16 protein-coding genes are annotated in these 13,250 nt (G+C 37.3%); 4 read left to right on the top strand and 12 right to left on the bottom strand.

What is annotated here, in order from left to right:
• Positions 1 to 46: 46 nt before the first annotated feature.
• The gene (locus tag ACXAGS_RS10205) at positions 47 to 472 is read left to right on the top strand and encodes a tellurite resistance TerB family protein (RefSeq protein WP_474906522.1); all 426 of its coding nucleotides are present in this window, start codon (positions 47 to 49) and stop codon (positions 470 to 472) included.
• A gap of 15 nt (positions 473 to 487) precedes the next feature.
• Here ACXAGS_RS10205 and fbp read toward each other — a convergent pair whose 3' ends face one another.
• On the bottom strand, positions 488 to 1,492 hold the full coding sequence (fbp, locus tag ACXAGS_RS10200) for a class 1 fructose-bisphosphatase (RefSeq protein ID WP_474906521.1): 1,005 nt from the start codon (positions 1,490 to 1,492) through the stop codon (positions 488 to 490).
• A 112-nt stretch (positions 1,493 to 1,604) separates the two neighbouring features.
• Here fbp and ACXAGS_RS10195 point away from each other — a divergent pair, with 112 nt between their 5' ends.
• The 3 genes from ACXAGS_RS10195 to ACXAGS_RS10185 are packed head-to-tail and all read left to right on the top strand — an operon-like array spanning position 1,605 to position 5,255.
• Positions 1,605 to 2,081 carry an N-acetyltransferase family protein gene (locus ACXAGS_RS10195; RefSeq protein ID WP_474906520.1) on the top strand — a complete coding sequence of 159 codons (477 nt, stop codon included), beginning with the start codon at positions 1,605 to 1,607 and terminating at the stop codon, positions 2,079 to 2,081.
• A 30-nt stretch (positions 2,082 to 2,111) separates the two neighbouring features.
• Positions 2,112 to 3,362 carry an aspartate kinase gene (locus tag ACXAGS_RS10190; protein WP_474906519.1) on the top strand — a complete coding sequence of 417 codons (1,251 nt, stop codon included), beginning with the start codon at positions 2,112 to 2,114 and terminating at the stop codon, positions 3,360 to 3,362.
• A gap of 60 nt (positions 3,363 to 3,422) precedes the next feature.
• Positions 3,423 to 5,255, top strand: coding sequence for a GNAT family N-acyltransferase (locus ACXAGS_RS10185; protein ID WP_474906540.1), 1,833 nt, complete (start codon positions 3,423 to 3,425; stop codon positions 5,253 to 5,255).
• Here ACXAGS_RS10185 and ACXAGS_RS10180 read toward each other — a convergent pair.
• From ACXAGS_RS10180 to ACXAGS_RS10130, 11 genes are all read right to left on the bottom strand, one after another.
• The gene (locus ACXAGS_RS10180) at positions 5,252 to 5,746 is read right to left on the bottom strand and encodes an N-acetyltransferase family protein (protein ID WP_474906518.1); all 495 of its coding nucleotides are present in this window, start codon (positions 5,744 to 5,746) and stop codon (positions 5,252 to 5,254) included. The genes ACXAGS_RS10185 and ACXAGS_RS10180 overlap by 4 nt on opposite strands.
• A 62-nt stretch (positions 5,747 to 5,808) precedes the next feature.
• The gene (locus ACXAGS_RS10175; protein WP_474906517.1) at positions 5,809 to 6,243 is read right to left on the bottom strand and encodes a TM2 domain-containing protein; all 435 of its coding nucleotides are present in this window, start codon (positions 6,241 to 6,243) and stop codon (positions 5,809 to 5,811) included.
• Between the two features lie 53 nt (positions 6,244 to 6,296).
• The gene (locus ACXAGS_RS10170; protein ID WP_474906516.1) at positions 6,297 to 6,683 is read right to left on the bottom strand and encodes a VOC family protein; all 387 of its coding nucleotides are present in this window, start codon (positions 6,681 to 6,683) and stop codon (positions 6,297 to 6,299) included.
• A gap of 64 nt (positions 6,684 to 6,747) precedes the next feature.
• Positions 6,748 to 7,206: a DUF1801 domain-containing protein gene (locus tag ACXAGS_RS10165; RefSeq protein WP_474906514.1), complete on the bottom strand. Its 459-nt coding sequence runs from the start codon at positions 7,204 to 7,206 to the stop codon at positions 6,748 to 6,750.
• 27 nt (positions 7,207 to 7,233) lie between these two features.
• Complete coding sequence (locus ACXAGS_RS10160) at positions 7,234 to 8,166, bottom strand: 2-hydroxyacid dehydrogenase (RefSeq protein ID WP_474906512.1); 933 nt, start codon at positions 8,164 to 8,166, stop codon at positions 7,234 to 7,236.
• A complete protein-coding gene (locus ACXAGS_RS10155; protein WP_474906510.1) occupies positions 8,163 to 8,528 on the bottom strand; it encodes a cupin domain-containing protein in 366 nt (121 codons plus the stop codon). The genes ACXAGS_RS10160 and ACXAGS_RS10155 overlap by 4 nt, the downstream gene beginning before the upstream one ends.
• Before the next feature lie 30 nt (positions 8,529 to 8,558).
• Positions 8,559 to 9,911 (bottom strand): magnesium transporter, encoded by a 1,353-nt coding sequence (gene mgtE, locus ACXAGS_RS10150; protein ID WP_474906508.1) that lies wholly within the window; start codon positions 9,909 to 9,911, stop codon positions 8,559 to 8,561.
• The gene (gene rsmA / locus ACXAGS_RS10145; RefSeq protein ID WP_474906506.1) at positions 9,898 to 10,770 is read right to left on the bottom strand and encodes a 16S rRNA (adenine(1518)-N(6)/adenine(1519)-N(6))-dimethyltransferase RsmA; all 873 of its coding nucleotides are present in this window, start codon (positions 10,768 to 10,770) and stop codon (positions 9,898 to 9,900) included. The genes mgtE and rsmA overlap by 14 nt, the downstream gene beginning before the upstream one ends.
• A 34-nt stretch (positions 10,771 to 10,804) precedes the next feature.
• Complete coding sequence (locus ACXAGS_RS10140) at positions 10,805 to 11,101, bottom strand: gamma-glutamylcyclotransferase family protein (RefSeq protein ID WP_474906504.1); 297 nt, start codon at positions 11,099 to 11,101, stop codon at positions 10,805 to 10,807.
• Positions 11,102 to 11,104: 3 nt separating this feature from the next.
• The gene (locus tag ACXAGS_RS10135; protein WP_474906502.1) at positions 11,105 to 11,422 is read right to left on the bottom strand and encodes a DUF4286 family protein; all 318 of its coding nucleotides are present in this window, start codon (positions 11,420 to 11,422) and stop codon (positions 11,105 to 11,107) included.
• A gap of 6 nt (positions 11,423 to 11,428) precedes the next feature.
• Positions 11,429 to 13,216: a tetratricopeptide repeat protein gene (locus ACXAGS_RS10130; RefSeq protein ID WP_474906500.1), complete on the bottom strand. Its 1,788-nt coding sequence runs from the start codon at positions 13,214 to 13,216 to the stop codon at positions 11,429 to 11,431.
• Between the last annotated feature and the right edge of the window lie 34 nt (positions 13,217 to 13,250).

The following is a 13,250-nucleotide window of genomic DNA, read 5'->3' as shown; positions in this document are numbered from 1 at the left end:
TGGCATTTATCCATAAAAACTATATTTGCGGAACAAAAATTTGAAGATGCCAATTATAGATTTATACGAGCACGGAGAAAGAAGAAAAGAAGTAGCACACTTTGCTACTTTAGCTACATTAGCTTCTGTGGACGGAGAAATTAATCCGGAAGAAAAAGCTGTTTTGGACAAGTTTGCTTTTAGATTGCATATAAGTGATGCGGAGTATGCCGAAATCTTGGATAAAGAGAATAAGTATCCTATAGAGACGCCGCATAGCGCAGAGAAGCGTCTAAAAAGACTTCACGACTTTTTTCAAATTATCTTTTCGAATAATGAGATGGACGAATCACAGCACCGAATGGTTAAGCGTTATGCATTAGGACTAGGATTTACCTCTGAACAGTCTGAAGTAATCATAAAAAAATCAATAGAGCTATTTTCTGGTAAAATCTCTTTTGAGGATTACCAATATGTAATGGCAAGAAAATAGCCCTATCTATAACTTCTAAGGTCGGAGAAATTCTTCGACCTTTTCTACCATATTTTTACTACCACAGAAAAAAGGTACACGCTGGTGTAGCTCTGTAGGTTCTATATCCATAATTCTTTGTGTACCATCACTTGCTTTACCATTGGCTTGCTCTGCCAAAAATGCCATAGGATTACACTCGTACAATAAACGTAGCTTTCCATTTTTAGCTTTGCTGGTTTGTGGGTACATATAAATACCACCTTTAATCATATTACGGTGAAAGTCCGAAACCAAAGAACCAATGTATCTGGAGGTATACGGTCTGTCTCCTTCTTCTTTTTGACAGTACTTTATATAGTCTTTTACCCCTTGCGGAAAGTGTACATAATTACCTTCGTTCACAGAGTAAATAGTACCATCTTCTGGAAATTGCATGTTTGGGTGACTTAAATAAAATGTGCCTAAAGCCGGGTTTAGGGTAAAACCATTTACGCCATGCCCAGTTGTGTACACGTACATGGTAGATGTGCCATAAATGATATAGCCTGCGGCAATTTGTTTGTTGCCTGGCTGCAAAAAGTCTTCCATGGTCACAGGTGTGCCTACTGGGGTAACCCTACGGTATATAGAAAAAATTGTACCTACGGAAACGTTTACATCTATATTAGACGAACCATCCAATGGATCTATAAGAACCACATATTTATTTTGGTGATTTTCGTCAAAACTATTGATGGTGATAAAATCATCTTCTTCTTCAGAAGCAATACCACAAACAATTTCACGATTTTTTAATGTTTGGATAAACTTTTCGTTAGCCAGCACATCAAGTTTTTGTTGGTCTTCGCCTTGAATATTGGTTTCACCGGCTGCTCCAGTAATATCTACTAGGCCTGCTTTGTTAACCTCATGGTTTACTACTTTGGCCGCCAAACGGATGCCGTTTAGCAGTCTTGATAGTTCGCCAGAAGTGTATTTAAAGGAGTTTTGATTGGCGATGATGAACTCGCCCATGGTTAGGTGTTTCTTTTGGAACATGGATGTCTGTTGTGTTATTTAAAGGCAAATATCGTACATTTTGTGAAACTACAACGTTTTCGAGCGTTCCATGTTGTGAAGTATTATAACTATTTGTTTTATTTGCAACAATATGGAAACAATTATCAGAACAGCTACAAAAGCAGATGTGCCAAGTCTTTATAAATTAATTATGGAATTGGCCATTTTTGAAAAGGAACCCAATGCGGTAAATGTTACGGAAGAAGAATTAGCCACTGCAGGTTTTGGAGAAAAACCCTTGTACCACTGTTTTGTTGCCCAAGAAGGTGAGGAGATTGTTGGTATGGCTTTGGTGTATCCACGGTACTCTACTTGGGAAGGTCCTATAATACACTTAGAAGATTTAATAGTTACCCAATCTAGCAGAGGTAAGGGTATTGGTACCTTATTACTAGATGCTGTAGTAGCTTACGGTCAAGAGAAAAAAGTTAGGCGTATTAGTTGGGAGGTTTTAGATTGGAATAGCCCGGCCATACGATTTTATAAAAGCAAAGGTGCAGATGTTAAGAGAGATTGGGATGTGGTGCACCTACGCAAAGATGCAATAGACAATTACTTTAACGTATAGTCCTAAAAGTAGGACGATGATACAAAATATATGAGGATTTTTAAGTTTGGTGGGGCTTCTGTAAAAGACGCCGAGGGTGTTAAGAATGTAGTTAATGTTCTAAGAACGGTTGGGCATACCAACACACTATTGGTAATTTCTGCCATGGGCAAAACAACCAATGCTATGGAGCGTGTAGTTAACGGTTACTTTAATGATAAACCCGATATGGATGCGGCCATTGAAGAATTGGTAACCTATCATAAAACAATACTAAACGACCTATTTGAAGCTAAGAACCATGAGGTGCACCACGCGGTGAACAGGCTTATTGAAGAGGTTAAAGGATTCTTAATCTGGAACAAGTCGCCAAAATATGCCTTTGTTTATGACCAAGTAGTAGGTTACGGAGAGTTAATTTCTACTACTATAGTTAGTGCTTATCTTAAAGAAGTTGGTTTAGACAATCAATGGCTAGATGTAAGGGAGTTAATAAAAACGGATAACAGTTACAGAGATGCCCAAGTAGATTGGGAAAAAACCGAGGCAGCGGTTAAAACAACTGTGGATAAGTCTAAGTTAAACATTGCCCAAGGTTTTTTAGGGAGCGATGAAAATAACTTTACCACAACTTTAGGTAGGGAAGGTTCTGATTATACCGCAGCGATTTTAGCGTATTGTTTAGATGCAGCATCTGTTACCATTTGGAAGGATGTGCCCGGCGTATTAAATGCGGATCCCAGACACTTTACAGAAACCCAATTACTAAATAAAATAAATTACAGAGAGGCTATTGAGTTGGCATTCTATGGTGCCTCGGTAATACACCCCAAAACGCTACAGCCATTGCAGCGCAAGGAAATTCCATTGCATGTAAAATCCTTTATTAACCCAAAAGAACCGGGTACAACCGTAGGTAAAGGGGTAAAAATTGAGCCAGAAGTACCGTGTTTTATCGTTAAGAAAAACCAAGTTCTTTTAAAGCTATCTTCATTAGATTTCTCTTTTATTGTAGAAAACAATATAAGCGAGTTGTTTAAATTATTTCATGAACATCGTTTAAAAGTAGATTTGATTCAGAACTCCGCCATTAGCTTTTCTGTTTGTTTAGATAACAAGTTTGGTGGGCTTTCCGCAGTGTTAACAGAATTGGAAAAAAAGTTCAAAGTGGTTTGTCATGAAGAGGTTTCGCTATACACGGTGAGACATTTTACTGAAGAGGCTGTAAAATCCGTACTAAATGGTTATGAGGTGCTTGTAGAGCAACGGGGTAAGCAAACTACACAGTTGGTGGTAAAATAAGGTTAAGGCAGTCTACTTGCTCTTGCTATTTTTCTATATTTACGTTTAGATATAGTGATGATGGGATTGGTTTCCGCAAAAGAAGTAGCACAGGTTTTACACCTAGAAAAGTATGGTTTTATTGGAACCTTCATTGGTTGGTTGCTAATGAAAGTTACCCGAATTACTACTATAAACAGGTTTTACGATAACCATAAGGATTTAGATGCTCCTGAGTTTCTAGATAAAATCTTGGAGCATTACGAAATCAATTTTGAGATAGTAGAAGAAGATTTAAAGCGTCTGCCTAAAGATGGGGCTTTTATTACTATTTCTAACCATCCGCTTGGTGGTATAGATGGGGTATTGTTGCTTAAACTACTATTGGGCCAACGGCCCGATTTTAAGATAATCGCAAATTTTTTATTACATAGAATAGAGCCGTTAAGGCCCTATATAATGCCTGTAAACCCGTTTGAAAATCATAAAGACGCCAAAAGCAGTGTAGCTGGATTTAAAAACGCGTTGGCGCATTTACGCAATGGCCATCCGTTGGGTATTTTTCCTGCAGGGGAAGTGTCTACTTACCGGGATGGGAAGTTAGTGGTAGATAAGCCTTGGGAAGAAGCAGCCCTAAAATTGATAAGAAAGGCAGAAGTACCCGTGGTGCCAATCTATTTTCATGCAAAAAATAGTAGGTTATTTTACAGGTTATCTAAAATAGACGACGTTTTTAGAACAGCAAAATTGCCATCAGAGGTAACTACTCAAAATCGTAGGCCAATAAAAGTACGTATTGGAAAGCCAATTTCCGTGGCGGTACAGAAAGAGGAGCCTACGTTGGAAAGTTTTACCGAATTACTGCGAAAAAAAACGTACCTACTGTCAAATGCCTTTGAGAAAGAGCGCTTTATAGATAAAGTGCCTTCATCTTTAAAAATACCTAAGCCGCCTAAAAAAATAGTTACTGCAGTGCGTACCGAGGTAATCCAAGGTGAAATTGAGAAGCTAAGAGAAAAGGATTTAAGACTGTTACAGAGCAAAAACTACGAAGTATTTTTAGCACAAGAAAAAGACATGCCCTTTATCTTAAAAGAAATAGGTAGGCAGCGCGAAGTAACGTTTAGGGCAATTGGAGAAGGAACCAACAATGCCATAGATTTAGACCATTTTGATACCTATTACCATCATTTGTTTTTGTGGGACGATGAGCAAAAGGCCATTGTTGGCGCTTACCGCATGGGGCTTGGTTCTAAAATTTTTGAAGCACATGGAATAGACGGATTTTATTTACAAGATTTATTCCGATTTGAGCCAGAACTGTATCCAATGATGCGAGATAGTATTGAAATGGGTAGGGCATATATTGTGGCAGAATACCAGCAAAAACCTATGCCCTTGTTCTTATTGTGGAAAGGAATTGTGCACACCACGCTACGTTATCCGGAACATAAATACTTAATTGGTGGGGTAAGTATTAGCAATCAATTCTCTAACTTCTCTAAATCCTTGATGATAGAGTTTATGAAGTCGCATTATTGGGATCCATACGTAGCCCAATACGTTAGACCTAAAAAAGAATTTAAGGTGAAATTAAAAGATGCCGATAAAGAATTTGTTTTTGACGAAACACAGGCAGATTTAAACAAGTTTGATAAGCTTATTGAAGAAGTAGAGCCTGGTAGTCTACGTTTACCCGTATTAATAAAAAAATATATTAAACAGAATGCCAAAGTGGTTTCTTTTAATGTGGATCCTTTGTTCAATAATTCCGTAGACGGTTTAATGTACATTAAAATTGCAGATTTACCAGAGAGTACCGTTAAACCGGTAATGGAAGAGTTTCAAGCAGAATTGGAGAGGAAGCATATGGAAGCTATGCAAGAGCAGGCTAATCTAAATAATGAAGCTTAATCCCTACCTACGGTATCGCTTCTTCTTTCATATAGCAAATTATCTTTCCAAACACCAGAAGCGGTCTTGGCTATACGTTCCCGTTTACCCAAATAACGGAAACCCATTTTCTCATGTAATTTGATACTGGATTTGTTTTCGGGGAAAATACTGGATTGTAAACTCCAAATACCATTTTTTTCACTTACTGTGATTAATTCTTGAAATAGTAATTGGGCAAAGCCTTTACCTTGGGCTCGCTTAGAGAGATAAATACTCACTTCTGCTACACCTTTATAAACCATACGTGTTGAAGTGGGAGACAGGGCGGCCCAACCCAAAATCTCTTGATTTTCTGTAATTACCAGCCTACAAAAACTTAGTTTTTTGGCAGACCAAGTATCAAAGTCTGGAACATCAGTTTCAAAACTAGCAAAACCGGTTGCCAATCCTTCTTTGTAAATACGGGAAATACTAGGCCAATCTTCTATCTGCATTGTTCTTATAAGCATATAATCGTAATATTGCGATTAATAAAACAGCAAAAAAGCCGGCAATTAGCCGGCTTATACTATTAGAACCAAGGTTTTCTACCCACTTGGTAGGTGTTATAGAAATCTTCGTCCGATTTGGTTAGATAAATAATACCTTCTATTAAGCCTACTAATCCCATAATCCAAACTACAAAAACTCCAATGCCTACACAGCTTAAGATAATCCCCACAATAGATACGGATAACATGATGATTCCTTCTTTTTTATAACCAAGAATGAATTTGTGGATTCCTGCCCATCCTACGATTATTCCCAAAATGCCGGCTAAAATCTTTTTGTTTTCCCCGCCTAAATCCTTCATTCCTTCTGTGAATTCATTGGCAGTCTTTTTTGCGCCTTCACTAAAATCTTTAGCGCCATCTTTTGCATCTTCTGCGGCTTCCTTGGCCGCCTCTTTTGCTTTATCAAATGCTTCTTCGGCTTTATCGCCTAGGTCTTTGTTTTCTTCAGACATTGTTTTTCTAATTGTTGGTTAATCTGGAATAAATGTAGCAAATAAATCAATACCTACAGAAAAGCTTGGTCTACAGGTTCCCATAGTTCTATTTTATTTCCCTCTGGATCCAGAATCCAACCAAATTTTCCATAGTCAAATTCTTCAATTTTATCAATTACCGTAACGCCTTCTTTTTTTAACGTAGCAAGTAATTCTTTAAGGTTTTCTACCCTAAAATTCATCATGAACTGCTTTTGGCTAGGCTCAAAATAGGTAGTGTCTTTACTCATAGGACTCCATTGAGTTAAAGCATCATTACCTTCCTTGTCTTTCCACCAAAAGCTACAGCCATATTGGTCTGTATTTAAGCCTAGATGTTTGTTGTACCAATTTTTAATTTTATCAGGGTCATCGCACTTAAAGAAGATTCCGCCCAATCCTGTAACTCGTTTTTTCATCTTTTTATGTATTTCTAACTCGCCATTAAAAAGGTTAGGTGGCGGTAATATTTGTGCTGCGTATTTATTTGCGCTTTAGATTTTTCTCATATACCTTAATCCAGTCTTTGGCGCTCATTTTTTTGGCTAATTCTCCAATTAGCAGGTAAGGTATTTGGTCCATTTTCTTAAACCGAATACAACTTTTACCCATATCTAACTTTGTTTTAACATGCTTGGGATATTCCATAACAAACCATTCTAATAATTGGTTATCTGCATATATGCCGGAATGATATAGGGCAAGATAATTTTTTTGGGATGCAATATTTATAAAAGGTAAGGGTAATTTGGGGTTGCAATGATACCCATTAGGATAAACTGAATGGGGTACATAAAACCCAATCATATTATACGAGATTCCTTCTTCAAAACCAAAAGGGAGTTTTTTTTTAATGGTATCTCTTAGTTTGGTTACAGCCTGCTTTCTTTCTTCTGGAAGTTTAGAAAGGTATTCTTCTACGGTTTTTGCTTGTATAGTCATTTAACTAAATTGGCTAGACCAATAAAGTTAAGAAAATTTAGCTTTTACCTTGTCTACTATGGTTTGTGCCAACTTAATTTTACTTTCTACTGTCCAACCTGCAACATGGGGGGTTAAAAGTACATTGTCTGCTTGCTTCAAATATTCAAATGGTTTAGGGCTTTTAGTAAACCAATCTTCAAAAGATTTTTTTTCGTATTCCAAAACATCTAATCCGGCACCTAAAATTTTACCCTCTTCAAGCGCTTTTACCAAGTCTTCCGTTTTAATACATGTGCCACGGGCCGTATTTAAAATCCAAAAGGGTTTATTAAACCCGGATATAAACTCTGCATCTACCATGCCAATAGTTTCTTCGGTTTGCGGTACATGAAGGCTAACTACGTCTGCGTGTTGCTTAAACTCTAAAATACCTACTTGTCTGGCATTTTCATCGCCTACACCGCCCAAAATATCATAACAGATAACTTCTACGTCAAAACCACGTAATTTTTTTGCAAAAGCTTTGCCCATATTGCCGTAGCCTATAATGCCAACAACTTTTCCATCTAATTCTACACCGCGATTGTCTTCTCTATTCCATTGGCCGTTCAAGACTTCTTTATGGGCCTTGTTCATCTTATTCATTAAAGAAAGCAGCATGCCCAATGTATGTTCGCCAACCGCATTTCTATTTCCTTCTGGTGCACTGGCCAATAATATGCCTAGTGTTTTGGCGTATTGGATGTCTATGTTTTCTAAACCTGCACCAACCCTGCCAATAAATTTTAATTTTTTTGCTGCGTCTAAAAACTGTTGGTCAATGGTAAACCTACTTCTTATTATAATACCATCGTATTCATGGATTTTAGCTTGAATCTGTTCTTTAGTACTGGAATAATCTTCATGATTTTCCCAGCCTAGTTCTTGAAACCCCTGTATTAATAAATCGTGATTGGTATCTAAATGAAGTACTTTCATATTTTAGGATATGCTGTTTTTGTAAGTTGGTGTTTTGTTTTGCCTGTATGCGATGTAGTTAGTTTTTCAAAGAGCAAAACCTCTACAATTTCGTTGTTTTTGGTTAATGGACAATGCTCAATGCCTTTAGGTACAATTATGATTTCCCCTTCTTTTACTATTTCTGTACGGTCTCTAAATTGCATGTATAGCGTACCTTTAACTACCTGAAAGAGTTCGTCTTCTTCTTCATGGCTATGCCAAACAAACTCTCCTTGTAACTTGGCTAACAACACTTGCATTTGATCTACCACCCCAATTTGTTGTGGATGCCATTTAGCTTCGAATTGCTCAAATTTTTGTTGAATGTTTATCGATTTCATGCCGATTTACTTTTCTGCGCTTAGACGCTGCTATAAACCTAATATAAGCTTGGCTATGCTAAAATAGATTAGGATGCCAAAAATATCATTGCTAGTGGTTATAAATGGTCCGGTTGCAATGGCAGGGTCTATGCCTCTTTTGTCAAGAAATAGCGGTACAAAGGTGCCAATAAACCCGGCTACTACAATAACCGCTATTAAGGAAATGGATATGGCAATAGAGGTCATTAAATCGCCTTTCCAAAGCCAAGTAAACAAGAGTAATAAAATAGAAAGGATAAAACCATTAAGTAAAGCTAATAGCATTTCTTTGATTAAACGATTACTTATACTCCCCTTAATATCATCATTGGCCAAGCCCTGTACAATTATAGCGCTAGATTGCACGCCAACATTACCAGCCATTGCCGCAATAAGTGGTGTAAATAGAAATAGGATGGTATAGGCTTTGAACATTTCTTCAAAACCACCCATAATTACAGCGGCAGCGGCTCCACCAAAAAGGCCAAGAATAAGCCAAGGTAAGCGGGCACGCGTTAACTCCCAAATGCTATCATCAGAATCTACATCTTGAGAAATACCGGCCGCCATTTGGTAATCTTTATCTGCTTCTTCACGTATTACGTCCACAATATCATCAATGGTAATGCGGCCCACCAATCGTCCAATTTCATCTACTACGGGTATGGCTTCCAAATCATATTTAGACATGATTTTTGCTACCTCTTCTGGCTTCTCATTTACGTTAACAGAATCTACCTTATTAATATAAACGTCTCTAATATTGGCACGGGTACTTGTGGTAAGTAGGTCTTTTAAAGATAGTCTTCCTTTTAATTTATCCTCATCATCTACCACATAGATGCTATGAACACGTGTTACATTTTCTGCCTGTATGCGCATTTCTTTTACACAGGTTAATACATTCCAATTTTCATTAACCTTTACCAATTCTTTTGCCATTAAGCCACCGGCAGTACTTTCATCATAGCGTAATAAATCTACAATATCCTTAGCGTGTTCACGGTCGTCTATCTCAGAGATTACTTCTTGTACAATACTTTTTGGTAATTCTCCTATAATATCCGCAGCATCATCCGTATCTAGTTCCTCTAACTCGTCTGCAATCTCTTTTGGCGAAAGGTTGCCTAAAATGGCTTCCCTTACATCCTCGTCTAACTCTGTAAGGGCATCTGAAGTTTTTTCACTATCCAATTGTTTTATTAGATAGGTGGCTTCTTCAATTTCTAGGTCGTTTACAATTTCCGCAATATCCGCATAGTGAAATTCCTTAAGCATTTCTCTAAGCTTATCATGTGCCTCTTCTAAGATGAGTTGCTGAATTTCCGCTAAAAGTTCTTCTGTTAACTTAAATGGCGTCATTTTCTATGCGTTTGGTTAGCTCTAAAAATTGTGCCACAGACAATTGTTCTGGGCGTTGGTCAAATATAGGGTCTTCTTTTAATTCTGTTGAAAGCTCTAATGGTTTTAAGCTATTTCTAATAGTTTTTCTACGTTGGTTAAAAGCCATTTTTACCACTCTAAAGAACAGGCGTTCTTCACATGCAAGGGAATAGTCTTTTTTACGCACTAAGCGTAGTACTCCGGACTGTACCTTTGGTGGCGGAGCAAAAACTTCTGGGTGTACCGTGAACAAATATTCTGCTTCGTAAAAAGCTTGGACCAAAACAGATAGGATACCGTACGTTTTGCTTCCTTCTTTTTCGCAAATGCGTTTAGCTACTTCTTTCTGAAACATCCCGGAAAATTCTGGAATGGCATGTCTTAACTCCAGCACCTTAAAAACAATTTGACTGGATATGTTATAAGGGAAATTACCTGTAATGGCAAACGCTTCCTTGCCGTATAATTTGGTTAAATCAAACCGAAGAAAATCAGCCTCTATAACCTTAAGCTTTCCATTTTTATTGAATACGTTTGGGTGTTCTAAGGTAAAACTGTGGTTTAGGTAAACTATAGAATCTGCATCTAAATCCATAGCCACTAGGTCTATACCTCTTTGCAACAAGTATTTGGTTAAAACTCCAGTGCCCGGACCAATTTCTAGCACCTTATCATAGCCTTGTAAAGAAAGGGTTTCTGCAATTTGTTGTGCTATTTTCTCGTCTTTGAGAAAATGTTGTCCTAAATGTTTTTTGGCTTTTACAGGTCCATTGTCATGGACATGCTTTGCAGGAACATCCCGTTGGCCACGAAACTTGTCTTTTCTCTTTTTAGGCATAAGGAGGTTTTGCACGCAAGGTACAACGCTAAAATCAATTTTCTACATAAACCCAAGCCTTAATCCCAGAATTAAGTTGGATCGCAATACGTTTGTATCCTTCGCCTTCATACTGGTCCGTAATTTTTAGCTGCTGGGCGGTAAGGTTAAAAACCGTGCCTTTAACAACTTGGCCTGTAGCTTTTCTAACTGCAGGATATCTACTGTAGACTACATTTTTAAATAGTTCATAGTCTTGCAATTGGTCTGCAGCACCTTCTAAGGTTGTACCATATAAATCTAGTTGAATGGTTGCCTCTTGAAGGGTGCCATAGCTGAATACCAAATGCATGTTTTAACGCTCTTGTTCGCTAATAACTTCTAGTTCTGTTCTAAAAGAGACAAATTTATTTGGAAAAAGACGCTCTCCCTGAAGTCTCATGTTTTCTGCATGCTCCGTATAATAGCTTTCTAAGGTAGGCCTATCTATACTTCTGTATTGAACGGAGTAGGTAGTACCGCCCATCTCTTCCTTAACCACTACCTTGCACATTTTGGCTTCCACAAACTTTTTTGTGGCTAACATTGCGGGTATGTGAATATCTTTCATCCAACTTAACCATTCGTCATGTACAGAGTCGTCTATATTGGTTGTAACGTTATATATAATCATGTAAATTTAATTTATAGTGTCTCCCCTTAGCCTTCTGTAATTTTTACGAGCTTGTGGAAAATAGTAACTGTCTTTAAAATTGAAAATAATTTTCTCGTAATAGTCTTTTGCTTTTTCTGGTTGGCCCAATTGGTTTTCTAATAATTGTGCTAGTCTAAAATGGGCATCGTCCGCTAAAATACCGTCGGCATAAAATTCTATGATTTTGATGTAATTAAAGCGCGCATCGTCATATTTATTTTGCGATTCTAATAATTCCGCTTGTTTTAGCAGTGCTTCGTCTTCAATACTTTCACCTTTATGATCGGTTAAAATTGCAGTCAAGGCATTTATGGCTTCTTGAGTTTTATTTTGATAGGCCAATAAGTCTGCTCTTGCATACTTTTTTAGTGCGGTTTGTGTAGAATCTTCCTGGGAGTTATCAGAAATTAAAAGACTTAGTTGCATGGCATCATTGGCAATTAGTTGCGAAGTAGAACTCCTTAATACCTTTAATTGGGTTAATGCCCAGTCAAAATCACCTTTGTAAAAACTGGTTTGTGCAACTTTAAACCTAGCATCTTGCGCCAATACATCGTTTTTTAGGCTTTGTTGTACTTGCGTAAAATAAATAAGTGCTTGATTAAATTTTTGGTCAAAAACCAAAATATCTCCTAACGCCATTTTTAAATATGCGTTACCAAATCTACCCATTGGTAAGTCCATACTCGCTTTAAGTAGGTTTATTGCCGGCTTGGCATTATTCATTTTAAAGGTTAGAAAGTTGGCATAGGCAATTTGTAAGTTTAGCGTGTTCAGTTCTTGCCCGTAAGTGGCCAATAAATTTTGATATTGTTTATCTAGGTCTTTTAAGTTAGGATTGGCATTGGTTTTTAGTTCAATTTCTATGAGTTCTAGTGCAGCATTTAGTTTAGTATTCCCATTATTAGATTTATCCGTGATAAATGAAAAGATGTTCTCCGCTGTATCCCAAGCTTCGTTTTCCAAACAGATTTGCCCTAAATTTTTAAGTCGTTCCAAAGAAGCTTCGTCCGTACGCTTGTAAATTGCTTTTTCTTGAGCAAAAGCGCTATTGTATTGTTTTTGTTGTATAAAGAGCCAACTTAACATTTCGTTCCAAAACACATCTGGTTGTTGCTGTGCGTTTTGTAGCAGAATTTTACGCAATAAAATGTTATTGGTGTTTTCCTGGTCATCGGTAATAAAATCTTCCAAATAACGCTGAACACTAGATCGACTGGTTTTACCGTCATAAACCAAATTAAGGTATGCCCTGAACATTTTTTGAATTTCGCCTTGCTCTCCATAAATACGCGCTAATTGTAAATCAAAATTTGCCTCCGGATTTAATTGCATGGCCAAACTATACGCTGCTACAGCTTGGTTTAACAAAGAATATTTTTGAAATCGAAGGCCAATAGCGTAACCATAATTTGGATTGGTCTGTATACTGGAAATGGCACGATCATAAAATAGACCGGCCTCATCTTCCCGTTTCATCAAGGCATAATTGTAACCGGTTTCTATATAAAAAGTTGGAAACACCCTTGGCTGCTCCAGTTTTTTTAGTAGAAAAGATTCTGCCGTCTGGTAGTCTTCTAATTGTTGTAAAGTGGTAATGTAATATTCAGCATAATCTTTTCTTCCGGGTGATTTTTTTACTAGTTTTTCGTATAACACTTTTGCTTTCTCAAATTCACCATCATTAAAATATTGCTTGGCCAAGAAGTCTTCTTGGGAAAACCCATTGGCACTAATTGTAATAGCAAGTAAAACGAAAAAGAGTAAACGCATAGGATAAATATAACGTTGCTTTTTAGAGTTTTGT

This window comes from Croceivirga sp. ABH4_376 (assembly GCF_056160685.1).
The sequence above is the reverse complement of the archived record's forward strand: the minus strand, read 5'-3'. Positions and strand labels throughout refer to the sequence as shown.